At 64.9% G+C, this 23,710-nt stretch carries 24 protein-coding genes; 12 read left to right on the top strand and 12 right to left on the bottom strand.

Annotation, left to right across the window (positions count from 1 at the left end; genetic code table 11):
* Window positions 1–43 precede the first annotated feature (43 nt).
* Window positions 44–1,504: an NAD-dependent succinate-semialdehyde dehydrogenase gene (locus ACZ9H4_RS00935; RefSeq protein WP_476118038.1), complete on the top strand. Its 1,461-nt coding sequence runs from the start codon at window positions 44–46 to the stop codon at window positions 1,502–1,504.
* A 5-nt stretch (window positions 1,505–1,509) separates the two neighbouring features.
* Here ACZ9H4_RS00935 and ACZ9H4_RS00940 read toward each other — a convergent pair whose 3' ends face one another.
* Both ACZ9H4_RS00940 and ACZ9H4_RS00945 read right to left on the bottom strand, forming a co-directional pair.
* On the bottom strand, window positions 1,510–3,003 hold the full coding sequence (locus ACZ9H4_RS00940; protein ID WP_408151999.1) for a HAMP domain-containing sensor histidine kinase: 1,494 nt from the start codon (window positions 3,001–3,003) through the stop codon (window positions 1,510–1,512).
* Entirely contained in the window at window positions 3,000–3,749 is a 750-nt protein-coding gene (locus tag ACZ9H4_RS00945; RefSeq protein WP_476118039.1) for a response regulator transcription factor, read from the bottom strand. Before ACZ9H4_RS00945 ends, ACZ9H4_RS00940 begins: the two co-directional genes overlap by 4 nt.
* 251 nt (window positions 3,750–4,000) lie before the next feature.
* On the opposite strand from ACZ9H4_RS00945, the gene msrB reads away from it, so the two are divergent.
* The 3 genes from msrB to msrA are packed head-to-tail and all read left to right on the top strand — an operon-like array spanning window position 4,001 to window position 7,241.
* Window positions 4,001–4,513: a peptide-methionine (R)-S-oxide reductase MsrB gene (gene msrB, locus ACZ9H4_RS00950; RefSeq protein WP_408151998.1), complete on the top strand. Its 513-nt coding sequence runs from the start codon at window positions 4,001–4,003 to the stop codon at window positions 4,511–4,513.
* Between the two features lie 46 nt (window positions 4,514–4,559).
* Window positions 4,560–6,443, top strand: a complete 1,884-nt coding sequence (locus ACZ9H4_RS00955) for a cytochrome c biogenesis protein DipZ (RefSeq protein WP_408151997.1) — start codon at window positions 4,560–4,562, stop codon at window positions 6,441–6,443.
* 57 nt (window positions 6,444–6,500) lie between these two features.
* The gene (msrA, locus tag ACZ9H4_RS00960; RefSeq protein WP_408151996.1) at window positions 6,501–7,241 is read left to right on the top strand and encodes a peptide-methionine (S)-S-oxide reductase MsrA; all 741 of its coding nucleotides are present in this window, start codon (window positions 6,501–6,503) and stop codon (window positions 7,239–7,241) included.
* Between the two features lie 267 nt (window positions 7,242–7,508).
* On the opposite strand, the gene ACZ9H4_RS00965 is transcribed toward msrA, so the two are convergent.
* From ACZ9H4_RS00965 to ACZ9H4_RS00980, 4 genes are all read right to left on the bottom strand, one after another.
* Complete coding sequence (locus ACZ9H4_RS00965) at window positions 7,509–7,739, bottom strand: hypothetical protein (RefSeq protein ID WP_476118040.1); 231 nt, start codon at window positions 7,737–7,739, stop codon at window positions 7,509–7,511.
* Window positions 7,740–7,781: 42 nt separating this feature from the next.
* The gene (locus ACZ9H4_RS00970; protein ID WP_476118041.1) at window positions 7,782–7,925 is read right to left on the bottom strand and encodes a hypothetical protein; all 144 of its coding nucleotides are present in this window, start codon (window positions 7,923–7,925) and stop codon (window positions 7,782–7,784) included.
* Between the two features lie 134 nt (window positions 7,926–8,059).
* Window positions 8,060–9,328, bottom strand: a complete 1,269-nt coding sequence (locus tag ACZ9H4_RS00975; protein WP_408139548.1) for an MFS transporter — start codon at window positions 9,326–9,328, stop codon at window positions 8,060–8,062.
* A 174-nt stretch (window positions 9,329–9,502) separates the two neighbouring features.
* Window positions 9,503–10,252 carry a GntR family transcriptional regulator gene (locus ACZ9H4_RS00980; protein ID WP_408139033.1) on the bottom strand — a complete coding sequence of 250 codons (750 nt, stop codon included), beginning with the start codon at window positions 10,250–10,252 and terminating at the stop codon, window positions 9,503–9,505.
* Window positions 10,253–10,597: 345 nt separating this feature from the next.
* Here ACZ9H4_RS00980 and ACZ9H4_RS00985 point away from each other — a divergent pair, with 345 nt between their 5' ends.
* The gene (locus ACZ9H4_RS00985; RefSeq protein ID WP_476118042.1) at window positions 10,598–12,049 is read left to right on the top strand and encodes an MmgE/PrpD family protein; all 1,452 of its coding nucleotides are present in this window, start codon (window positions 10,598–10,600) and stop codon (window positions 12,047–12,049) included.
* Between the two features lie 140 nt (window positions 12,050–12,189).
* Here ACZ9H4_RS00985 and ACZ9H4_RS00990 read toward each other — a convergent pair whose 3' ends face one another.
* A complete protein-coding gene (locus tag ACZ9H4_RS00990; RefSeq protein WP_408151992.1) occupies window positions 12,190–12,516 on the bottom strand; it encodes a DUF4148 domain-containing protein in 327 nt (108 codons plus the stop codon).
* Window positions 12,517–12,871: 355 nt separating this feature from the next.
* Here ACZ9H4_RS00990 and ACZ9H4_RS00995 point away from each other — a divergent pair, with 355 nt between their 5' ends.
* Complete coding sequence (locus ACZ9H4_RS00995; RefSeq protein WP_476118043.1) at window positions 12,872–13,381, top strand: thioesterase family protein; 510 nt, start codon at window positions 12,872–12,874, stop codon at window positions 13,379–13,381.
* A gap of 127 nt (window positions 13,382–13,508) precedes the next feature.
* Here the strand turns inward: ACZ9H4_RS00995 and ACZ9H4_RS01000 are convergent, their stop codons facing one another.
* Both ACZ9H4_RS01000 and ACZ9H4_RS01005 read right to left on the bottom strand, forming a co-directional pair.
* Window positions 13,509–14,939 (bottom strand): sensor histidine kinase, encoded by a 1,431-nt coding sequence (locus ACZ9H4_RS01000; RefSeq protein WP_476118044.1) that lies wholly within the window; start codon window positions 14,937–14,939, stop codon window positions 13,509–13,511.
* Window positions 14,940–14,962: 23 nt separating this feature from the next.
* On the bottom strand, window positions 14,963–15,925 hold the full coding sequence (locus ACZ9H4_RS01005; RefSeq protein WP_408139040.1) for a response regulator: 963 nt from the start codon (window positions 15,923–15,925) through the stop codon (window positions 14,963–14,965).
* A 539-nt stretch (window positions 15,926–16,464) separates the two neighbouring features.
* Between ACZ9H4_RS01005 and ACZ9H4_RS01010 the strand changes: the two genes are divergently transcribed.
* A complete protein-coding gene (locus ACZ9H4_RS01010) occupies window positions 16,465–17,232 on the top strand; it encodes a hypothetical protein (protein ID WP_408323387.1) in 768 nt (255 codons plus the stop codon).
* Window positions 17,233–17,259: 27 nt separating this feature from the next.
* Here the strand turns inward: ACZ9H4_RS01010 and ACZ9H4_RS01015 are convergent, their stop codons facing one another.
* Complete coding sequence (locus ACZ9H4_RS01015) at window positions 17,260–17,934, bottom strand: HAD family hydrolase (RefSeq protein ID WP_408323386.1); 675 nt, start codon at window positions 17,932–17,934, stop codon at window positions 17,260–17,262.
* Between ACZ9H4_RS01015 and ACZ9H4_RS01020 the strand changes: the two genes are divergently transcribed.
* From ACZ9H4_RS01020 to ACZ9H4_RS01030, 3 genes are all read left to right on the top strand, one after another.
* On the top strand, window positions 17,919–18,563 hold the full coding sequence (locus tag ACZ9H4_RS01020) for a hypothetical protein (protein WP_476118045.1): 645 nt from the start codon (window positions 17,919–17,921) through the stop codon (window positions 18,561–18,563). The two genes, ACZ9H4_RS01015 and ACZ9H4_RS01020, sit on opposite strands and share 16 nt — an antisense overlap.
* A gap of 487 nt (window positions 18,564–19,050) precedes the next feature.
* Window positions 19,051–20,211, top strand: a complete 1,161-nt coding sequence (locus tag ACZ9H4_RS01025) for a porin (RefSeq protein ID WP_408139047.1) — start codon at window positions 19,051–19,053, stop codon at window positions 20,209–20,211.
* Between the two features lie 215 nt (window positions 20,212–20,426).
* Window positions 20,427–20,822, top strand: coding sequence for a TerB family tellurite resistance protein (locus ACZ9H4_RS01030; protein WP_408139048.1), 396 nt, complete (start codon window positions 20,427–20,429; stop codon window positions 20,820–20,822).
* Window positions 20,823–20,871: 49 nt separating this feature from the next.
* On the opposite strand, the gene ACZ9H4_RS01035 is transcribed toward ACZ9H4_RS01030, so the two are convergent.
* Window positions 20,872–21,753, bottom strand: a complete 882-nt coding sequence (locus tag ACZ9H4_RS01035; RefSeq protein ID WP_408139050.1) for a LysR family transcriptional regulator — start codon at window positions 21,751–21,753, stop codon at window positions 20,872–20,874.
* Between the two features lie 121 nt (window positions 21,754–21,874).
* Between ACZ9H4_RS01035 and ACZ9H4_RS01040 the strand changes: the two genes are divergently transcribed.
* Entirely contained in the window at window positions 21,875–22,627 is a 753-nt protein-coding gene (locus ACZ9H4_RS01040; RefSeq protein WP_476118046.1) for a TerC family protein, read from the top strand.
* Between the two features lie 137 nt (window positions 22,628–22,764).
* Entirely contained in the window at window positions 22,765–23,067 is a 303-nt protein-coding gene (locus ACZ9H4_RS01045; RefSeq protein WP_408151985.1) for a TFIIB-type zinc ribbon-containing protein, read from the top strand.
* A 14-nt stretch (window positions 23,068–23,081) separates the two neighbouring features.
* On the opposite strand, the gene ACZ9H4_RS01050 is transcribed toward ACZ9H4_RS01045, so the two are convergent.
* Window positions 23,082–23,708 (bottom strand): DUF2894 domain-containing protein, encoded by a 627-nt coding sequence (locus tag ACZ9H4_RS01050; RefSeq protein WP_408323382.1) that lies wholly within the window; start codon window positions 23,706–23,708, stop codon window positions 23,082–23,084.
* Between the last annotated feature and the right edge of the window lie 2 nt (window positions 23,709–23,710).

Genomic DNA, 23,710 nt, shown 5'->3' on the forward strand with positions numbered 1-23,710 from the left:
TGACAACCTGACTCGACACGCTCACCACGAAAGCAAACGACAGATGACCACTTTGCCCCTGAAAGACCCGACTCTGCTGCAAACGCGCGCGTACATCGCGGGTGAATGGCAAAGCGCCGACAACGGCGCGACGTTCGACGTCGACAACCCGGCAACGGGCGAAACCATCGCGAAGGTGCCGCAGATGAGCACGGCGGAAACCCGCCGCGCGATCGACGCCGCCAACGCCGCGTGGCCTGCATGGCGCGCCCTCACCGCCAAACAGCGCGCCGCGATCCTGCGCAAATGGCACGACCTGATGCTGGAGAACGCCGACGATCTCGCGCTGATCCTGACCACCGAGCAAGGCAAGCCGCTCGCCGAAGCCAAAGGCGAAATCCACTACGCCGCATCGTTTCTCGAATGGTTCGCGGAACAAGGCAAGCGCGTGAACGGCGACACCATTCCCACGCCCGCGAGCGACAAACGCATCGTGGTGACGAAGGAACCGGTCGGCGTCTGCGCGGCGATCACGCCGTGGAACTTCCCCGCCGCGATGATCACCCGCAAGGTCGGACCGGCACTGGCGGCAGGCTGTCCGATCATCGTCAAACCGGCCGAGGCCACGCCGCTCTCCGCGCTCGCGCTCGCCGTGCTGGCCGAGCGCGCGGGCGTGCCGCGCGGCGTGTTCAACGTCGTGACCGGCGAGCCGAAAGCGATCGGCGCGGAACTGACCGGCAACCCGGTCGTGCGCAAACTGTCGTTCACCGGCTCGACGCCGGTCGGCCGTCTGCTGATGGCGCAGTGCGCGCCGACGGTCAAGAAGGTGTCGCTCGAACTGGGCGGCAACGCGCCGTTCATCGTGTTCGACGACGCCGATCTGGATGCCGCGGTGGCCGGCGCGATCGCATCGAAGTATCGCAACAGCGGCCAGACCTGCGTGTGCACGAATCGCTTCTATGTGCACGACAAGGTCTACGACGCGTTCGCCGAAAAACTGCGCGTCGCCGTCGAGCAATTGAAGGTCGGCGGTGGCACCGAAGACGGCGTCACGCAAGGTCCGCTGATCAACGAAGCGGCGGTGCGCAAGGTCGAGTCGCATATCGAAGACGCGCTCGCGCAAGGCGCGCGTGTCGTCACCGGCGGCCGGCGTCATGCGCTCGGTCACGGCTTCTTCGAGCCGACCGTACTCGCCGATGTCACGCCGGCCATGAAGGTGGCGCGCGACGAGACCTTCGGGCCGCTCGCGCCGCTGTTCCGCTTTTCATCGGACGACGAAGTAATCCGCCTCGCCAACGACACCGAGTTCGGCCTCGCATCGTATTTCTACAGCCGCGATATCGGCCGCGTGTGGCGCGTCGCCGAGGCGCTCGAATACGGCATGGTGGGCATCAATACCGGACTCATCTCGAACGAAGTCGCGCCGTTCGGCGGCGTCAAGCAATCGGGCCTCGGCCGCGAGGGCTCGCACTACGGTATCGACGACTACGTGGTCACCAAGTACCTGTGCGTCGGCGGCATCTGAACGGGTTAGAACCGGGCGCCGGTGGCGCTCGGTTGATCCGCCGTCGGCAGTTCGAAGCGGAACGTCGTACCCGGTCCATCCCGATCGAGCAAACGTATCTGACTGTGATGCAGTTGCAGCATGCGCTGCACGATCAGCAAGCCGAGCCCGCCGCCACGATGCGCGCCGCTCGCGCTGAGCGGACGCTCGAACAAACCCTCGCGCTGCGCCGCCGGAATGCCCGGTCCGGTATCGCTGACGCTCACCTCCACCTTGCCGTCCTTGTAAGCCAGATCGACGTCGATCGCGCCTTCGGCGGGCGTGTGGCGAATCGCATTGTCGAGCAGGTTCGTCAGCACACGCTCGATCATCCCCAGATCGGCGCACACGTTCGGCAGGCGCGGCGGAATGCCTGCCCGCAAGCGGATATGCCGCGCCTCGGCGGGCAACTCGAATTTCTGGAATACGTCCTGCACCAGATCGACCAGCGAGAACGGTTCGAGCACCAGCTGCACGTTGCCGTGTTCGAGCCGCGCCAGTTCGAATAGCGTCTGTGCGAGCCGCCCCACCTTGACGCTCTGCGCGAGCGCGATCGCCAGATAACGGGAGCGCTCTGGTTCGCCGAGCGAGTCGGCCTTCAGCGACAGCGTCTCCAGATAGCCGTGCAGCGACGTCAACGGCGTGCGCAAATCGTGCGAGATATTCGCGATCAGTTCGCGCCGCTGCTGGTCCTGCCGCGTCAACGCGCGCCACTGGTCGCCGATGCGCCGCGCCATCTGCGCGAAAGTCGTTTCGAGCACGGCGATTTCATCGCGCTGTCCGGCCGGCGCCGAGCGCGGCACGCTCGGCTGCACGTCCGGCGCGCCGTCCGCGTCGAAGCGGCGCATCGCCTCCGTGAGACGGCGCAGCGGCCGCGTGATCAAGCCGAACGCGGTCAAGCCCGCGAGCAACCCCAGCGCCGCGACCAGCGCCATCGACCACAACGTGGTGCGCAGCACCGAACTGGCCGCGACTCGCGCGGCGAGCGCGTCGTGCTCTTCACCGAGCAGGACCACGTAGATGTAGCCGGACGGCGGCTGCCCGTTCGTTTGCAGCGGCGCGGCGCTGAACACCTTCTTGCCGTCGACGCTGCGCGGGTCGTCGCCGACGATCGGCAACGCATCGCCCGCGATGAAGCGCCGGATCGGCGTCAGGTCCACCTGCTCGCGCTTGACGTGCCCCGCGGGCGCGTCGTCGCCTTCGATGCGCCCCTGGTTGTCGAGCAGATAAACCTCGACGCTCGGATTGACCATCATCAACTGGCCGAACAACTGGCGCACCGCGTCGGGCCGCAGACCGCTCGCGTCCATCAGCGTGGTGCGGTGCGCGATATGGTCGGCGAGGTTTTTCGACAGGCTCTGCACCACTTCCTTTTCGTGCAGATCGCTCGAACGGATCTGCAGCCACGCCGACGCCCCGCAACACGCGAGCAACAGCACGGAGAAAACGAGCGAGAGCCGCTGGGTCAGCGTCAGGTTCACGGCGCGTCCTTGTGCGTGGCGGCCTGCGCCGGCGCGTCGCCGCCAGTCACGGCCAGCTTGTAGCCGCGTCCCCAGACGGTGAGGATGCGCTCGGGCTGGGCCGGATCGGCCTCGATCTTCGCGCGCAAGCGGTTGATATGGGTGTTCACCGTGTGCTCGTAACCCTCGTGCTGATAACCCCACACGGCGTTGAGCAGATCCATCCGCGAGAACACCTTGCCGGGATGCTGCGCGAAGAAATACAGCAGGTCGAATTCACGCGGCGTCAGTTCGATCGGCTTGCCGTCGACCGCGGCCTCGCGCGGGAGCGGATCGATCGTCAGGCCGGCGATCTGCAGGGTGCCCGCGTCGACGCGCGAATCCTTCGCGAGCGCTTCGACGCGCCGCAGCAGCGCCTTCACGCGCGCCACCAGTTCGAGCACGGAGAACGGCTTGGCGAGGTAGTCGTCGGCGCCGAGTTCGAGGCCGAGAACGCGGTGCACTTCGCTCGAGCGCGCGCTGGTGATGATGATCGGCGTGTAACGCGTCATTGCGCGCGCGCGCCGGCAGATTTCCAGACCATCGACGCCGGGCAGCATCAGATCGAGGATCAGCGCGTCCCAGCCGCCTTGCTCCAGCAGGCGCAGCCCTTCGTTGCCGTCGGCGCTGTGCACCACTTCATAACGTTCATCGCGCAGATGAAGGCTCAGGACGTTGGCGATGTCGACGTCGTCTTCGACGATCAGGATGCGCTTTGGTTGGTTCATGGAAAGGTTCGGGTGCTTGCGGGAGCATATAGGAACACGCGGAGAACACGCGGGAGCAGGATTCGGCGCGCAGGCGGAAAACCGCTTCAGCCGGCGCGGGCCGTGCCGTCATTGTGCAAAATTTTCGGGCGGCGAGTTATCACATTTAATTTAACTTTTCGTGAGGACTTCGACACCGGCGCCGCCCTACGATGAGGCCACTTTCAGGACACGCGCGCAACCTCGCGCGGATTACCCATCGAGGGCTCATCATGCAAAGCAGAAGGCGCTTCTTCTTTTCAGGTGCGGCGGCGCTCGCCGCGCTGGCCGCCGCGAGCCGCTGGCGGCCGCTCGCCGCCGCGCCGGCGGACAGCGCCGCGCCGGGTGAAAGCTTCGAAATCATCCGCACGGACGCGCAATGGCGCGAGTCGCTGACGCCGGCCCAGTATGCCGTACTCCGCCACGAAGGCACCGAGCGGCCGTACAGCAGCCCGCTGAACGACGAGCATCGTCCCGGCGTGTTCGCTTGCGCGGGCTGCCGGCTCGACCTGTTCGCGTCGCGCACGAAGTTCGACAGCCATACCGGCTGGCCGAGTTTCTGGGCGCCGCTCGATCACGCGGTGGCGACCCGCGAGGACCGCTCGTTCGGCGTGTCGCGCACGGAGGTGCATTGCCGGCGCTGCGGCGGCCATCTCGGCCACGTCTTCGACGACGGCCCGCAGCCGACCGGCCTGCGCTACTGCATGAACGGCGTCGCGCTGACCTTTACACCGGCTGCCACCTGAGCTGGCACGGCCCCACTGAACGACCACCATCAAGTCCGGAATCGCCATGCTACTCATCGTTCTCGCCTACCTCGGCGGCGCTCTGACGATCCTCAGTCCGTGCATTCTGCCGGTCCTGCCGTTCGTTTTCGCGCGCGCCGATCAGCCCTTCGTGCGCAGCGGCCTGCCCTTGCTCGCCGGCATGGCGCTCACGTTCGCGCTCGTCGCGACGCTCGCCGCGGTCGGCGGGGGCTGGGTCACGCAAGCCAACCAGTATGGCCGCTGGCTCGCCATCGCGTTGCTCGCCGTGTTCGGCCTGACGCTGCTGCTGCCGCGTTTCGCCGATCATCTGATGCGCCCGTTCGTGAGCGCGGGCAACCGTCTGTCGAATTTCGCACAGGCCGACGGCCAGCAGGTCCGCGCAGGTTCGTCGTTTCTGCTCGGCATCGCGACCGGCTTGCTGTGGGCGCCGTGCGCCGGGCCGATCCTCGGGCTGGTGCTGACCGGCGCGGCGCTGCGTGGCGCGAGCGTCGGCACGACGCTGTTGCTCGCGGCCTATGCCGCGGGCGCCGCGACCTCGCTCGCGGTGGCGCTGCTGATCGGCGGCCGGGTGTTCACGGCGATGAAGCGTTCGCTCGGCGCGGGCGAATGGATTCGCCGTGGGATCGGCGCGGCGATGCTGCTGGGCGTCGTGGCGATCTCGCTCGGACTCGACACCGGCGTGCTGGCAAGGGTATCGACGGTCGCCACCGGCGGTCTCGAACAGAAACTCGTGGACCGGCTCTCGCCCGGCGCGATGCGGGCAAAGCCGGTCGTCGCGGACGCTGGCGCTGACACCAACGCTGACGCCGGCGGCGCGATGATGCGCAGCGCCACCCCGACTACTGCCGATGCCGACACGAGCGCCACCGCCGTGGACACCTCCGCTTCGATGATGCGCGCGACGCATGCCGCGTCGGGCGACGCGGCGCCGTTGCCCGTCGAAGGCGCGCTGCCGCCGCTGGACGGCGCGGTTCAGTGGCTGAATTCGCCGCCGCTGACCACTCAGGCCCTGCGCGGCAAGGTCGTGCTGGTCGATTTCTGGACCTACTCGTGCATCAACTGCTTGCGTTCGCTGCCGTACGTCAAAGCGTGGGCGCAGAAGTACAAGGATCAGGGGCTCGTCGTGATCGGCGTGCACGCGCCGGAATTCGCGTTCGAACGCAACATCGACAACGTGAAGAAGGCCGCGCACGACCTCGGCGTGGACTACCCTGTAGCCATCGACAACAACTACGCGATCTGGCGCGCCTTCAACAACCAGTACTGGCCGGCGCACTATTTCGTCGATGCGCAAGGGCAGATCCGCTACCACCATTTCGGCGAAGGCGACTACGCGGAGTCGGAAAAGGTGATCCAGCAACTGCTCGCCGAAGCGGGGCATGCGAGCGCGGAGAAGGTCGCGCTCGGCATCGCGGGTACCAGCGCGCAAGGCGTGCAGGCAGCGGCGGATAACGCCGATCTGCAGTCGCCGGAAACCTACATCGGCTATCAGCGGGCGGAGAATTTCGCGTCGCCCGGCGGCGCGGCACAGGACAAGGTGCGCACGTACACGGCGCCGTCACAGCCCACCGTCAACGAATGGGGACTGGCCGGCGCGTGGAAGGTCGGCGCCGAGCAGGCGGATCTCGCGGCGGCGCACGGGCGCATCGTCTATCGCTTTCATGCGCGCGATCTGCATCTGGTGCTCGGCCCGGGCGCGGACGGCAAGCCGGTGCGCTTTCGCGTGAGCGTCGACGGCGCGGCGCCGGGTGCGGCCCACGGCGCCGACAGTGCCGCCGACGGCAGCGGCACGGTCACCGAACAACGCCTTTACCAGCTCGTGCGCCAGCCGGGCGATGTCGCGGACCACACGTTCTCGATCGAGTTTCTCGATCCGGGCGTGCAGGCATACGCATTCACGTTCGGCTGATTCCGGCCGCGCGTCATCAATCAACGATCGTTAATGACTTTTCGAGGAACCGGCATCATGAACACGACATCTGCCATCAAGGCTTCGTTGCGCAAACGCTCGACCTTCGCCCGGGTCGCGGGTTGTGTCGCGATTGCGGCGAGCGTGCTGGCCGCGCAGCGCATCGCCAACTCCGCCGAAGCGCCGACGAAGATTCCCCCTCCCGTGCAGGACGAACAGGCCGGCTCAACGCATAGCGAAACCGCGGTGTTCGCGGGCGGCTGCTTCTGGGGCGTGCAAGGCGTATTCGAGCACGTGCGGGGTGTGAAGCAGGTCGCAGCCGGCTATGCGGGCGGCGCGGCCGGCACCGCGCACTATGAAACCGTCAGCGACGGCGACACCGGACACGCGGAGTCGGTACAGATCACGTATGACCCGGCGCAGATCAGCTATGGACGTCTGTTGCAGATTTTCTTCTCGGTCGCGCACGATCCCACCGAGTTGAACTACCAGGGCCCAGACCACGGCACGCAATACCGTTCGGCGATTTTCCCCGCCAATGCGCAACAGCGCAGCGTCGCGACCTCGTATATCGCGCAGCTCGACAAGGCGCACGTGTTTTCCGGGCCGATCGTCACGCGGGTCGAGGACTACAAGGGCTTTTACCCGGCGGAGAACTATCACCAGAACTTCCTCGTACTGCATCCCGACTACCCGTATATCGCCATTAACGATCTGCCGAAGGTCAGTGGATTGAAGCGGATGTTTCCCGAGTTGTATCGCAACGACCCGGTGTTGCTGAAAACCAGCGGGTTGTAGACGATATCCGGAGAGGGCCGCAGGAGAATCGCTGGAGCATGGCGGCACACCACTGCCCGGCAGTGCCCGTATGCTCCAGCGAGCAAAGCGTCATGCTCCGTGCTCAGAAACGATGCCGGATACCCGCCTGCACCAGCGTTGGCGAATGGCTGCTCGACGCCGTCGTGGTGTAAATCTGCGCACACGCGCCAGGGCCGCTCGCACGCTGGTAAATGCCCGTGAGGAACAGATCGGTGCGCTTCGAGAGCAGCTAGTCGGTGGCGAGCGTCACCCGGTTGTAGTGCGGTGTACGGCCGCCCGAATCATCGCCGGCCGCGTACACGTACGATACGCCGACGAGCCATGCAGTTCGATCCGCGTGACGAAATCCGGGTCCGTGTATTCGGCGACGTGCACGCCTTCCTGACTCTGCCAGCGCACCTTGTCGAATTCGACGCCGTATTCGTCGGCGAAAATGCCGTGCGTCCACACCGCGGCTGTGACCGAGTAGGTGCGCACGCCGGCGCGCGGACGTTCCAGATCCTTCGGATTGCGAATCGTCTACGAACGCAGCCGCTGCGTGCCCGCGTGGCGGAAACGGCGCGTCATCGGTAACGCCAGCGCGGTGAGCGGCGCGCCCGCCGCGACGGCCATCAGGTACGACGTCGGCGCCATTTCGCAGATGTCGAAGAAGCGGCCATGCACGGTTATCGGTTCGGCACGAAACGTGAAGCCCGTGTGGTGTTGCCGAGGCCGGACTTGAATGTTGAGAGCGCGGCGTCGCAAATGCCCGGCGTGAATCCAGGGCACGGCGACAAGAAAAAGCAGGCCCGTTCTTCTCAGCCCGCATGCGCATGGCGAGACCGCACCCAATGATTGAGCCCCGCGCAAATCGCCAGCAGCAATGCGGTCACGAAGAACACCGGCTGCAACCCGATGTGCGCGCCGATCTGCCCACCGATCAGCGGCCCCACCACCTGCCCGCTGAACTGCGCCGACTGCAAATAGCCCAGCGTCGTTCCGGACTGACTTTCGTCGACCGACTGACGCACCAGCTTCGCGATCGACGGCAGCAAACCGGCGATCGTCATCCCCATCACGCCGCGCAGCAGCGCCAGTTGCCACCAGTGCGTCACGAAAGCCTGCGGCAGCATGACCAGCGCGGTGGCGACAAGGCAGCCGACGATCACATTCCAGCCACCCACCCGATCCGCGAGCGCGCCCAGCCGCGACGCGGTCAGCATGCTGCCGAAAGCGGACGCCGCCATCACGATGCCCGCCATGCGGGCAAGATGCTCGTGCGGCACACCCAATTGGCCGATGTACACCGTAATGATCGGTTCGATCGACATGTTGGCGAGCAGCACCATCATCGCCGTGACGAGCAATGCGGGGATCACGACGCGATTCGCGCTCACACGAGGGGATGCATGCGCGGCGAGCCGGCGCTTCGCATCGACGGCATGGTCGAAGTCTTCGCGCACGAGCAGCATGGTCGCGACCGCGGCCACGGCAATCATCGCGCCGCCGACGAAAAACGTGCCGCGAATCCCGACCCATCCCGGCAGGAAGCCGCCCACGAGCGGGCCGATCAGATTGCCCGCCAATGCGCCGGTGGACAGCACGCCGAGCGCCCAACCCGCGCGTTCGCGCGGCGCCTGCGTGCCGATCATGACGATGGACGCCGACGCATAGCCGCCGATCAGCCCGGCGACGAGACGCAACACGACGAGATCGATCACGCTGTGCGCCACGCCGATCAACGACATCACCACCGCCATGCCGACCGCCGCTCTCACGAGCATCGGCTTACGTCCATAGCGGTTGGCGAGGCGCCCCCAAAGCGGCGCGGTGATAGCGGTGCCGAAGAAGGTCGCACCGAACGCGACGCCCGACCACTGGACCACCGCCGCCGGCGACCTGACGCCGAGTTGCTCGACGTACAGCGGCAGAAAAGGCAGCAACATGCTCAGGCTCACCAGGGTCGTGAACGACCCGAACACGCAGACAGCGAGATTGCGCTGCCAGTACGACGTATTGCGCTCAGCGTAGCTGATATGACTGCGCTGGATCGGCAGCGCGTCGAGCCGGTTCGCCGGCAAATTCATTGGGTCGCTCATGATGCAGAACCACGGCCGTGGGTGGCACGGACCGATTTCAGAAATGGGTGATCGGGACGTTGGCGAAGATGGCCTGAACCTCTTGAAGCCGCCTGGAGCCAGCTACCGCCGCCTAAGTAACCACGTCAGGTTACGCACGCCCATCCATCTTGAAAAATGAATTTATCTGATCGGATTAATCTTGTTTTTTGATGACGAAGACGAAGAAGAAGACGAAGCCGGATCGACGACGACTTGAGCCGGCCACGCCAGCTCGATCGCCTGCAACGCACTGAGCACGATCGAACGATTCAACGCCGCCGCGAGCGCGCCATCGCGCTCGGCGTACGCCTCGCACAGCCGTTGATGATCCGCGCACGAGCGTTGCAGACGGCCGGGCAGCGTCGTACTGAGATGCCGCAAGCGGTTGGTTCGCATCCGCATCGAGTCGAGCACTTCCTTGAAAATGCCGTTGCGGCACACGCGCAACTCTTCGTCGCGGAAAGCGACGTTGGCCCAGAAATAACCGTCGACGTCGCCTTGCGCGGCGACCTCGGCAAGGCGTTGATGCGCGCGCCATAGCGAGGCGATGTCTTCGTCGGTCGCGCGCTCGGCGATCGCGAGCGAGACCTCGCCGTACAGGATTGCGCGCAGCTGATAAATCTCCCGCACGTCCTTCAGATTGACCGCGGACACGCGAGGCCGCCGCCGCGGCGACCAGTCGACCAGCCCTTCGCGGCTCAGAACGAACAACGCTTCACGCGCCGGCGTGCGGCTCACACCGAAACGTCTGGCGAGATCGACCGAATTCAGATCGTCGCCCGCCGCGAGCCGCCCCTCGATGATGCCGCGCGCCACCCAGTCGACGATCTCCGCGACCGGCGACGCTTCGCCGTCGTCCGCAAGCGCGCTCTTGTCGACATCTTCATCCATCGCGAGTCCTTTCGTGAAAGCGTGCCGGAGGGCGGGCACAGCAGCGGATTCTAGCAAACCGCCGGGCCTGCACACGTCGCAAACTGCCAGCTCAGCACGCTCAATGTGTGCACACTTCCTCTAGCCCGCCCTTGAGTTTTTAAGAAGCATCGCGTCATAATCCGCAAAATGTCGACACTCAATCCGGAGCCGTCATACTCATTCCAGGCGGCACGCGATCTTCACCGGCGCGATGCTGCTCAATCCGGCCGCGCCCCATCACGGTGTCTCGGAGTTCGCCCGATCGGCGACCCGTTCACCCGTTTCCCCCATGCAATCGACCCTCTACGACCATAAGGAATTGACATGTCCGAGTGCCACTCGCCGACGCGCCGCCGCGTGCTTCAATCGGCCGGCGCAATCGCCGCGTTGACGCTGTCTCCTGCCCGCCTGTTCGCCGCCGGCAATGCCGACGTGACCGGACGGCTCGCGCGTTACATGGTGGCGGCGCAAACCAATGCACTCCCCGACGCGGTCGTGCTCGCCTGCAAACACCGCATTCTCGACACGTTCGGCGCGATGGTGTCCGGCTCGCGCATGAAGCCGGGCTCGATGGCGGTGAACTACGTGCATGGACTCGGTGGCGAGCCGCAAGCCTCGGTGATCGGCGCAGCGTTCCGCACCACAGCGATCAACGCCGCGCTCGCCAATGCGATGTGCGCGCACTCCGACGAGACGGACGACTTCGAGCCCGTCACCAAGGCGCATCCCGGCAGTTCGGTCGTGCCGGCGGCGCTGGCGCTGGGCGAGCGCGCAGGCTGCAGCGGCGAAGCGCTGATCCGCTCGGTGACGCTCGGCTACGATCTCGCCTGCCGGCTGCTGATGGCGCTCGGACCCGACCAGGTGCGCGGCTCGCATCGCAGCGCCGAGGGCACCGCGTCGACCTTCGGCGCGCTCGGCGCCGCGGCATCGCTCGCGAAACTGGATGAACTGCAAACGCGCTACGCGATTTCCTATTCCGCGCAGCAGGTCTCCGGCTTGTGGAGTTGGGTGAAGGACAAAGACCACATCGAGAAAGCGTTCGACTTCGCGGGCATGGGCGCGCGCAACGGCGTGACGGCGGTCGACATGGCGCAGTCGGGTTTCACCGGCGTCTACGATGTACTCGACGGCACCAACAATCTCTTCATAGCACTATCGACCAGTCCGAAGCCGGAAGCGATGCTCGACGGACTCGGCAGCCGCTTCTACGTCACCGAGACGGCCATCAAGACGTACTCGGTCGGCTATCCGATCCAGTCCCCGCTCGACGCACTCCTGACCTTGCGCAAGCAATACGGCCTGACGCCGGACAACGTGCGCAGCATCCTCGTGAAGATTCCCACCGATGCCGAAGGCATCGTCGGCGACAGCGCGATGCCCGATGTCAATTGCCAGCATCTCGTGGCGCTCGCGCTCGTCAAAGGGGCGGTCTCGTTTACCGACAGTCACGACGTCGCGCTGATGCACGATCCGCGTATTCTCGCGCAGCGTGCGAAGGTCACCGTGACGCCGGACGCCGCGTTAATGGACCCCGCCGCGCCGCGTGGCGCGATCGTCGAAGTCACGCTGACCGATGGACGGAAGGTCGATCACTTCACCCGATTCCCGCCTGGCACCAAGGAGAACCCGTTGAGCACCGAAGCCGTCAGCGCGAAGGCGCGCGATCTGATGGCGCCGGTTCTCGGTGAGCGCAAGACGGAGCAGCTCATCGAACAGATCAACAGGCTGGAGACCGTGGACAACATACAGCAGTTGCGCCCGTTGTTCACGGTGTGACCGATCGGCGCGCGCAACGCGTAAGCACGAGCGGGCCGGAATGCAGAATGGCCTGCTTCACCGATCCTCCGGTGAAGCAGGCCATTCATGTTCGAGACAGATTTGGCCCGGCGCGAGACCTACGCTCGCGCCGTGGCCGATCAATGACCGTAGCTGACGACCGGAGCCGAATACGAGCTCGACTGCGCATCGGCGCGGCTGCCGGCTTGCGACGAACCGTGGGTTGCCGAACCATAGCCGCTGGTTTGGGCGGTGGCGTTCTGAGCTGCGACGCGCGCTTCGGCCGCCTGAATGTTCGCCGGATAGTCGTCGGCATCCGCGCTGGCCGGGTCATAGCCCGCCTTTTCCAGTTGAACCAGCTCGGCGCGCACTTGAGCGCGAGTGACCGGCTGGTTGGATTGAGCAAACGCGGCGAGCGGCGCGGTAATGAGAGCGGCGATGACTACAGCTTCGATCAGTGATTTCATGATTCCTACCCCAGAGATTGTTTTTGCGGCGCTGGAGGACCTGTTGAGTTCGGCAGCGAGTGAGGAGAGTCTAGGAGCCAGGTGACCTAGGGTAAACCCCTAAATCAAAAATTCACTGTTGCGTCAGGCGACACAAATTGGCACTTATGCGAGGGTTGTGCTTTCGCTGCAGTACGTTCTGAGTCTGATTGCATGCGTGAGTGCCGCGTGACGCCATCCCCGGCCGCCCCCGAATCGCCGTGAACTAAACTGACGACGCCGACCACGCGCAGCGATGCGCCGCCGCCCGCACCCAGGCGTCGCGAGCGCGCGCAGTTCCAAAGCCAATGCATTCGAATGACGGAGATCCATTCCCATGCCGCATCACGCTGCTCTGCCCTGCTACCGGGACGTCGTGCGGCCCGAATGGGTCGATTACAACGGGCACCTGCGCGACGCGTTCTACATGCTGATTTTCAGCTTCGCGACCGATTCGCTGATCGACCTGATCGGTTTGCCCGACGCGGAGCGCAAAGCGCGACGGCGCTCGATCTACACGCTCGAAGCGCACGTCAGCTATCTGCATGAAATCAAGGAAGGCGCGCCGGTTCGCGTCGACATGCGCGTGCTCGCGCATGATGCGAAGCGTCTGCACCTGTACCTCGAAATGTGGAGCGGCCATCGCGAAGCGCCTGTGGCCGCGGGTGAGCAGATGTTGCTGCACGTCGATACCGGCGGGCCCCGCGCCGCAGCGTTCGATTCCGATGTCGAAGCCCGCCTGCGGGAATTGGCCGACGCTCACGCGCTGTTGCCGCCGCCAAGGTTCGCGGGACGCGTGATCGGCTTATCCGCCGGCACGCGGCGCAATGGGGGTGGACATGTTTGAACCGGAATTGCCGCGCTGGTCGAAAGGGGCACCGCTATCTATCGGCAATCTATCGGCAGTCGCGCGTTTTTTGCGCCACCCCACTGCGCGCGTACCATCAAAGGCGCAACGCGCTCGGCATCTCGTGTCAATGCCAGCGCCCAAAACGCGCCGGCGGCGCGCGTAGCGCGCGATCGGCCGGCGTGCCCGGAACCGGCAGCCGTATCGTGAAGGTGGTATGCGCACCTTGCGTCGAGCTGCATTTGATACTCCCGCCCAGCATGACGACCGCGCGACGGCAGAACGCGAGCCCCATGCCCGCGCCGCTGCCGTGGCGCTTCGTCGAGAAGAAGGCGTCGAAGATATACGGCAGCACGTCGGGGGCGATGCCCGGTCCCGTGTCGCGGAACTGCAATACGCAGAAGTTCTGATCCTGGGCGGCACTGATCATGATACGGCCCGCGCCTTTGGCGCGAATCGCGTGCAACGCGTTCCTCAGCAGGTTGAACAGGACGAAGACCGCCACCGTATCCGAGCCTGAAAACATCAGCGCCGGATCGATCGGCATGACGCTGACGCGCGCACGTTCGTCGCCGCGAAACGGGTAACGCTCCAGCGCCGACGCCACACATTGCTGCACGGAATGCGCGCTGAAGCGGCTGCGATCCAGGCGGTCGAGCGTGAACGACGCGAGCACCATGTCGACCATCGCGCTGGTGCCCGACACCTCGCGCCGAATCGCAGTGGCGAGCTGGCCGATGCGCTCGAACTGCCCCGGCTGCGCATGGTCTTCATACTGGCCGTGCGTGGCTGGCATTCGCTGGCCAGTGGACATCTGCTTCCAGACGCTGGCGATTTCGTCGGCGTGCAGGCCGATGGTCGCGAGCGGCGTCGTGAACTCGTGCGCGATGGTGGCCGCCAGCGCATGCGGGTGGATCAGGTGATAGCGAACGATCATGAGTGCGAGCAGCCCGAGGCTGAGCGCGATGAACAGCACGCCCGGCGGATAAAACCCGTAGCCGTAGTTGACCGCGTAATCGACCGCCGCGAACGAGTACAGGCACAGGTTCGCGAAGCAGAGATCGAGCCGTCTGCGTGCTTCGCCGCGAGCATGCTTGCGCGCGGCGAGCAGAATCTGCGCGCAGCGCCCGGCAAGCACCACCGTCTGCACGACATGCAGCGGATGCAGCGGCCCCGCCACCGGATAGAAACCGAAGAAGTGCGCCTGATAGCCGGCAATCACTTCGTGGCCGGGCAACAGCGCGGCCAGCACCAGACACAGGCCATACGAGGCGAACAGAAGCGGCTGCTCACGCCGCCGCGCCGCCACCTCGATGACGAAGTGATAAAACGTGGTGGGCAGAAAGAGGATAAACAGATAGCCCAGCCTGACCAGCACGCCCGCGAGCTGCGGGTTGTCGGTCTGGAACAGCAGCGTCCATGTGCCCTGCCAGGCAAAGGTCGCCGCGCACATCAGCAGAAACGGCCCGGACAGCCGCGTGATCCCCTGAGTGACGAATACGTATAGCCCGAACACCACGAACAGCGCGGCCACGAAAGCTGTGGGAATGGCGTACATGTCGCTCAACCTGTCGGCCGGCTTCAGCGATTGCGCTCATTCCGCCATTGCGAGAACGTCACGAGATCCAGGCCCACCTCGGCCGGATCGATGCGGGTCCAGCCATAAAACGCGTCGTCCCAGCCGGGGATGCCGCGCGGCGTCAGCTTTCTGAATTCCATGCCCCCGCGGTAGGCGAGGTCCGGCCAGAAGAGCGGCATCACCTCGCGTACCGCCAGTTGCCCGAGCAGTTCGGCCGGGCCGCCCTCGTCGGCCACGATCTCGCCCTGCGAGATCCAGTCGTTCTCCGCCCACGCGACGAACACGCTCGGGTTGCCGGCGCGATCGAACATCAGAATCGCGTTCTGCTCCGGACGCCAGTAATACTCGACGATGCCTTCGGCAGCCACCACCTCGTCGATCACCTTGCGCGTGCGCGGGTCGCAATACGTCATGCCGTTCTCGCCCAACGCGAGCCAGCCCGATTCCGAGCAATGCCGGTTTCTCGCATCCTTCAGGAAATAGGCTAGCCGGTTGGCCGAATCCGCATCCGTTTTGCGCAGATACAGGTCCACGATGCCGGCGTTGAACGCCTTGACCGCGACGGTCTCGTTCGCGACGCCGGTCAGCAGCACTTTCGCGCAGCGCAGGTGGGAGATCGACGAGAGGAATTCGACGCCGTTCATGCCCGGCATGTCGTAGTCCACGACGACCGCCGCCACTTCCTCGAAACGGGAAGGCCGCGCGACGACATCGCGCTCGGAGGAAGTCTCGACGAACCGCTCGACGCCCGGCTCGCTCAGGCACGCCGACGCCGACGCGAACTCCAGCGAATTCTCTCGCGCATGCTGACGGATGAAAGCGAGCGCGGCTTGCGGCCGCGTGAAAAACAGATTGGTGAACGTGTCCGGGAAGAACCGGCGCAGGGCATCGAGGTAGCTGTCGTTGTCATCGACGAAAACAACCGTTGCCGGATAGAAAACAGGTGGTCGAATAAAGTTGTTCATTTTTCACGTGGTCCGTCACGTCGCCGCCGTCGCACACCGAGCAGGCCGGCTGGCCGGCGCGAAGGCCTGGCCAGTCGGCGTGCCGGAATACGACGGCCCCGGGCACGACAGGCGGTCGATGCTTCGCCCGTGAGCCGCATGGTCGGCGCGTTGTTTTTGCCGTTGCCGGTCGCAGCAAATTCACAAGGGAACCGGTCGACGCCCTTTTTTGCGCGCCCGAGTGTGGAGCTTCGGATGCGAGCTAACAAGCCGGCCCCCTGTTGATCCGTATAGTACAGGGCTCTTTGCCTGACGGTGCAAACTTCCATCGCAGTGCAGCGAAAGCGCACACATCGGCTGCGCGGGTCGAATCGGGCGAACGGGCAAAACTTTGCGGCGCAGCCGCAGACACCGGGCCTATACGGGACGCGCCTGCGAACTGGCCCGTTCAAGGTCCAATCGGACATCAGCCATCGCCAACTGGCGGAGCGAACGGTCGTTCGGAGAGCAGTCGTTTATCATCGACTCTTTACAGTTCTTGATTTATCTGTTGGTTAAATATGACGAATACCGGCAAGGTGTTGATAATCGGCCTGCTCGTGATCGACGTAGGCGTCGCCGGCTATCTACTTTTCCCTAAGGAAGAAGAACGGGCGCCGGCGGCAACCGGCGAGGTGATCGCCAGCGCCAGCACCGCGGCAGCGGACCCGCCGCGCGCCGGCGAATCTCGTATGGCTGCGGGAGCTGTGGTTCGCACGCTCCCGGACGGCGGCGGCTCGGACAAGCTCACGGCAGCGGCGCGGATTGCGCCAGCCGCGCCCGCGACGACGGCTGCCGCTGCGGCAACGACGGCGCTTGCCCCAGGCGTGGTTGCCACGCCTGTCACGCCTGCGGCGCCTCCCTCGCCTGCCGTGGCTGCGACACCTTCCGCGCCCGCAGCGACTGCTACGTCCAATCTCTCCCCGGCAACCCGGCAAGCCGCGAACGGCTCACAACCTGCAACCAGCACCGTCATCGCCTCGACCGAAGTGCAGCCGTCCGTGCGGACGAAGTCGAAGCCAGCCCCGCGCGCTGAACAACCTCGCGGGCGCAAGCATGACGACTCGCGCCGCGGCGGCTCGAACCAGGTCTCGGCGGCACTGACGGCGCAACTGGTCAAGGAATCCGCCAAGCCCGATCCGTCGTTGCCGCTCCCGCCGGGTGGCAGCAGCCACCTCGGCAAGAGTGGCCGGAGTTCGAATCCGGTGGCATCGGCGATGACCGATCAATTGGTCAGGGAGTCCTCGAAGGTGGATCTGTCGGCACCCGCGCAATCGTATAAGCACTGAAGCGGCGGGCGCCTTCATACCGACGCGTCACGGCCGCGATGCGACTTCGTCCAGATGTTCCAGCAGGTCGGCGGGATCGTCGTAGACGCGCAGCGCGCCTGCGCGTTCGAGTTCCTCCGTGCCGTACCCGCCCGATAGCAGGCCGACCCCGAGCGACCGGCAGCGCCGCGCGGCGAGCATGTCCCAGATGCTGTCGCCGACCACCACCGTGTGCTCGATCGATACGCCCAGACGCTCTGCGGCAGCGATGAACAGGTCCGGGTCGGGCTTGGCGTATTTGACGTCGTCGCGCGTCACGACGACGGCCTTCGCGGGGTCGACGCCGAGCGCTTCCAGATTGAGCGCGGCGGTCTCCATCCGGCCGCTGGTCGCCACCGCCCACGGCGTGCCGGCCTGCGTCAGCGCATCGAGCAACTCGCGCGCGCCCGGCAGCGGGCAAACCTGCGCACGCAGTCGCTGATAGGCCGCCGCGTGCGCATGACGCAGCCGCTCGCCGCGCTCGACGCTGATATCGCCATGCGTCTCACGCAATAGCTGATGGGTGAACAAACCGCCGCTCATGCCGATCTTGCGATGGATCCGCCACACCGACAACGGGATGCCTTCGCTGTCTAGTGCTTCTTTCCAGGCCAGCACGTGCTGGTAGACGCTGTCGACGAGGGTGCCGTCGAGATCGAAAAGAAAGGATGTCTGAATTCGCATGGCAGGGCTCCAAGGATGGCGGGTTCTGCCAATATGCCATGTATTCATGGCGGGACAGGGATCGCGCGCTGCTCAAAGAACGGCTACTGCGCGGCTATCCTGCCCTGCTGGCAATTGGCGGGTCGGCGCGCTATGGCGCGCTTGCGTGGCCGTGGCCATGGCCGTTGCCGGCGATCGGGCTCGCCGCACGTTTGATCACACCGGCGACCACCGCCGCGCTGATGGCCTGCGTCGACGGCAGCCGCGCGGGTATCGCGGCAGGCGTGCTGAATGCGGCGCGCCAGACTGGTGCAGCGCTGGGCGTGGCACTGTCGGGCGCCTTGATCGCGATGCGGCCGTCGATCGCCGAAGGCATGCGCGCGAGTGTGCTGATCGCGGCCGTGATGCGACGATCGCCGCCGTGGTGTGGTGGCGCGCGTCGACGCAATCGAGCTTTCCCGCAGGCGAAATCAATACCGCCCGGCGCAAGTTGCCCCAGCGAAGAGCCAGGTGAGCGTGCAAAAGAACGCATTCGCACGCTCGCCGTGCGAAGTTCTCTTGCGTCGCTGCACACGATCATTTCCTCATCGATCAAACACGAATTGCGCGCGTTATTACACCGGCCTTTCCTTTTAATTTCAAGGAAATAAATCGCCATTCAAGCTAAGGCATCACCACGCCTCCTTTTTCGGACCTGAATGCCGCACGGCATCGAGGCCAATAACAAAACGCTCCTATATCGCCCATTCTGTCGCGTGAATCACACGTCGCCACTCCCGCCGCGCGCCGGAAAACGGTAAGCTTCGCCCCCTCATTGTTCTTTTGCAGCCACACGGCTTTATTTTTTCAACACCCCGATTATTTTCCACGCCATATGATTGGAGCGACGTTATTTCCGCTCCAACCAGGATGCGCTCACTCCGCTCATCGCGAAACCATGCAGTCGACCAGCATGCACGCTCGCAAAGCCATCGCAATGGCGTTATTGCGCGCAATAAGCATCTATTCAATCACCTGAGTTTCGACGATTCTCGCAACGACGAGTGGTAAATGCATGGCATACGCGTTCGTGGCGCGGCGTCGGTGAATAAAGCAACCCATTCCCTCTAGCACTGTTTAATCACGGAGCCAACCAGTATGAAAAAGTCTTTGCTCGCGGCCGCGCTGTGCGGCGCATTTACGATGTCCGCGCATGCGCAAAGCAGCGTGACCCTCTACGGTCTGATCGACACCGGACTGGTGTACACCAACAATCAACTCGGCCACAGCAACTGGCAGTTGGGCAGCAGCTCGACGCAGAACACGGTGTTCGGCCTGAAGGGTTCGGAAGACCTGGGTGCCGGCTTGCACGCGATCTTCAAACTGGAACAGGGCTTCTTGCTGAACAACGGCGCGCAGGCTTTCTCGGGTAGCGCGTTCGGTTCGCAGGCATGGGTCGGTCTGCAAAGCGATCCGTACGGCACGCTGACGTTCGGCCGCCAGTTCGACGTGATGAACGACCTCGTCGGTCCGGTCTCGGCCTCGTTCAACACGTGGGGCGGCAGCATCGCCGGCCATCCGTTCGAGAACGACAACCTGGCGGCGAACTCGGTCGTCATCAACAATTCGGTCAAGTACGCGAGCCCGGTCTACCGCGGCGTCACGTTCGAAACGATGTACTCGTTCAGCAACAAGGCCGGCGACTTCGCGAACAACCGCTCGTATGGCTTCGGCCTGTCGTATGCGCAGGGCCCGCTGTATCTCGCCGCCGGCTACCTGCAACTGAACAACGCCGGCAACGGCGCCGGTGCGGTGACCTCGAGTGACACCAGCGCGAACTTCCTCGCGGAACGCCAGCGCATCTGGTCGCTCGGCGGCAACTACACGTTCGGACCGGCTACCGTCGGGCTGCTCTGGAGCCATACGCAGATCGACAACGTGTCGGGCGTATTCTCGTTCGGCACGGGCAGCTACCTCGGCGCGGCCGACAGCACGGCGGGCACGCTCGCCGGTTCGCTGCGCCTCGACAACTACGAAGTGAACGCGAAGTACGCGCTCACGCCGGCGTTGAGCGTCTCGGGTTCGTACACGTTCACGCACGGCGCCTACAACGGTTCGTCGCCGGGCTGGAATACGGCCATGCTGCAAACCGATTACGCGCTCAGCAAGCGCACGGACTTCTATGTCGAAGGCGTGTATCAGAACGTGCATGGCGCGCCGGCGGATTCGGTGCTGTCGCATGCGATGATCAATACGCTCTCGCCGTCTTCGACGAACACGCAAGTGGCCGTCACGGTGGGCATGCGTCACGCGTTCTGAGCAACGCTTTAGCACGTAGCTTGTGAAAACGTATGCCTGGCGTCTGTCAGGCATACGCGCAGTTCAGGCAGCGCCGGTGCTTCGCGCACTCTGCCTTTTTCGCTTCGCTTTTTCCGAACCTTCGCTCCCGGATTAGCAGGTTTATCCGATATTCGTCCTGACCCAGACTGAGGCTCCTCATCACTGCGGACACTCTCCGCGAAAGGACCCTCATCATGCGAACCTATCCGCGCAACAGTCCCCAGGCCGCTGCACGCATCGTGGCGCTCGCGCTGACTTCCGACGGGCATGTATGCAGCTCCGAGGAACACGCGCTCGAAAGATTGGGCATCGCAGGCGAACTCGGTCTCGCACCGGCGCAGTTCGCGCAGATCGTGCAGACGCTGTGTGAGGACCGCTCGGTGGCGCACATGTCGCCCGACCTGGCCGTGGGCCATCTCGACACGGCTCCGCTCTCCACGCTGATCGACGAAATCGACGACCCCGCATTGCGTCGCAAGGTCATGCGTCTTTGTATGGCGGTGGCGATCGCGGACGACCACCTGGCGGACGGCGAGATCGCGCTGCTCGCCGCGGTGTTCAACGCGTGGGGCCCAAAAACGCGCCACTGACAACGCACGCGCACGGCGCGCCGCCGTGCTAGCGAAGCTCGTCGTGCGGTTACGACCGCGCGGCGGCCAGCACCTGAGAGGCGAGCGCATGATGCTGCCCGCGCCGCGAACGGATTGCGTGAATTTCCTCGACCACACCGTCCGAGCGACCGAGCCAGCGCAAACCGCGCAGCAATGACAGATCTTCCGCCCCGAGTTCCGCGAGCGGAAATACGCCCAGCCCCCGCGCGGCGAACACCGCCATCAGCGCGCTGTCCTCGAATTCGCCGACGATGCGCGGCCGGATGCCTTCGCTGTCGAACCACCGGTCGAGCCGCGCCCGCAACGCGCCGTGCGCGGTCGGCAAAAGTACGGGCAATTCCGCCAGACACTGCGGAAAACCCGCCCGTGCGGACTTGCGGACGATCTCCGCCGGCCCGTACCAATCCACCGGCGAGCCCACGAGGCGCTGGCTCAGCACGCGCAGGTCGGTGTTGTGCGGCGCCGGCTGGCACGCGAGCACGAGATCGAGCCGATGCAGCGCGAGTTCCGACAACAGGTGCGCGTGTTCTCCCTCATGGCACAGCAGCCGCAGCGCCGGCGTGCCGAGCACGGGCGCCAGCAGCGCATGCGCGGCGAGCTTCGAAATGCCGTCCGACAGACCTACGGCGAGCCGTGCGACTCCCTCGCCGCCCGTATCGCGCATCTCGTCGAGCAGCGCCTCGCCGAGCTGAAAAATCTGCTCCGCGCGACTGAAGGCCGTCTCGCCGGCTTCGGTCATCGTGACGCCGCGCCCTGCCGGCTTGAGCAGCTGCCGCCCGATCGATTTCTCCAGCTCGCGCACCTGCGCGCTGATCGTCTGGACGGCCATGTCGAGCCGTTCGGCCGCGCGCGCGAAACCGCCCTCTTTCACGACGATCCAGAAATAGTAGAGATGACGGTAATTGAGCATGCCTCGGACACTTCGAAATAATCGATACATTGCTCAGCTTATCACTGATTTATTCGAACCCTGAAGGCGACCATGATGGCGGTTCCGCGACCGCCGTCGCATCGATTTTCGTCACCGCCCCATGGACTCCCTGCTCGTACTCGTTTCCGACCCTGCCGCATGGGCCGCGCTGCTGACGCTGGTCGTGATGGAAATCGTGCTCGGCATCGACAACCTGATCTTCATCTCGATCCTCAGCAACAAGCTGCCCGAAGCACAGCGCGCGCGCACCCAGCGCATCGGCATCCTGCTCGCGCTCGTGATGCGGCTCGCGCTGCTCGGCACGGTCGCGTGGATCGCGCAACTGACCGAAACCGCGTTTACGTTTTTCGGTCACGGCTTCTCGTGGCGCGATCTGATCCTGGTCGGCGGCGGCCTGTTCCTCGTCTGGAAGGCGACCAGCGAAATCCGCCATCACGTGACCCACGCGGACGCAGTCAGCGACAAGGCGAGCGGCACCGTCCAGTTGACGATGGCGGCCGCGATCGGCCAGATCATCCTGCTCGACATGGTGTTCTCGATCGACAGCATCATCACCGCAGTCGGGATGACCGAGCATATGCCGATCATGTTCGTCGCGGTGATCGCGGCGGTCATGGTGATGCTGTTCGCGGCGCGTCCGTTGTCGCGCTTCATCGATCGCAATCCGACCATCGTGATGCTCGCGCTGAGCTTCCTGCTCGTGATCGGCATGACGCTGATCGCCGAAGGTTTCGGCTCGCACGTGCCGAAGGCTTACATCTACGCGGCCATGGCGTTCTCCGCGTTCGTCGAGGCCCTGAACATGCTCGTGCGGCGCGCGAAAACGAAGCGTGCGGCCGGCGTCGCGCAATGAGCGCCGCCGCGCGGCACCGTGTGAAAGGCGGTTGAGGAAAGTGGGTTCAGGCAGTGCCGGCTAGCGAGTCCCGTAGCGGGAGGCTAGCCGGGCTGAACGTTCGAAGTGCGGATACTTTCAAGTCAAGGAGCGACACCATGAAGTGCCCTGTGTGCAAAACGACCGACCTGCTGATGACCGAGCGCCGTTCGATCGAGGTCGACTACTGCCCGGTATGCCGTGGCGTCTGGCTCGATCGCGGTGAACTCGACAAACTGATTGCGCAGGACGCGGCAGAGCAAATCGATACGCCCTCTGCGGCGCGCGCCGGGCGCGAGAGCCACCGGGATCGGGACCCAGCGTACGAGAGCGACCGCCAGCGCCGCTACGACGATGACCGAACGGGACATCGGGGATACAAAAAGAAGCGCTCGATTTTCGACGTGTTCGACTTCGATTGAACGCGCCCGCTGCGTTAGCGTGCTTTCCCCCGCGCGCCTTTGCTGCCGCTTCCGGCGCGCGGTGCTTCTTTACCCGTCGGCGCGCCGCCACCGTTTAGTTGTTCCATCCACGCCAACGTGTCGACGTACGATAAGAACTGCTTCAGATACCCCGGCGACAACTCGCGCATCAACGAAAGCGAACGGTGCACGAGGCTGCTCGAATTGAGCGGGCCGGCGTTGCCGGGCACTTGCGCCAGTGACTGGCGCATCTGTTTCTCGGCGCGGACTTTGGACCAGACTTCCCGGAAGTAATCGAGCGCCGGTAGTTCGGGGTACGAAGCGGCGTCCGCACGCTCGGCCTGTGCGTGACGGGCGATGTGGCCGAGCAGACCCGCCAGCGTTTCCTGGGCGGGCTCGCGTGAAGGCGAGACCGGCGCGGCGGCTGCCACTTCGGCGGCTGCCGCCGTCGCGCGTTCGAGATCCGCGGCATACGCGTCGAGCAATCCTGACAGCTTCTCGTCGAGCATGCGCCGCGCCTCGCCGCCGTGAGCGGCCGCGCGACGTTCCAGCGCCACGATGAAATGAAAACGCACGGGGTCCAGACGATCCGCACCGCGCGCACGCCACGCGTCGAGCGTCGCACGGGCAGTGATTGTCACGC

Source organism: Paraburkholderia sp. TE9906 (assembly GCF_056279605.1).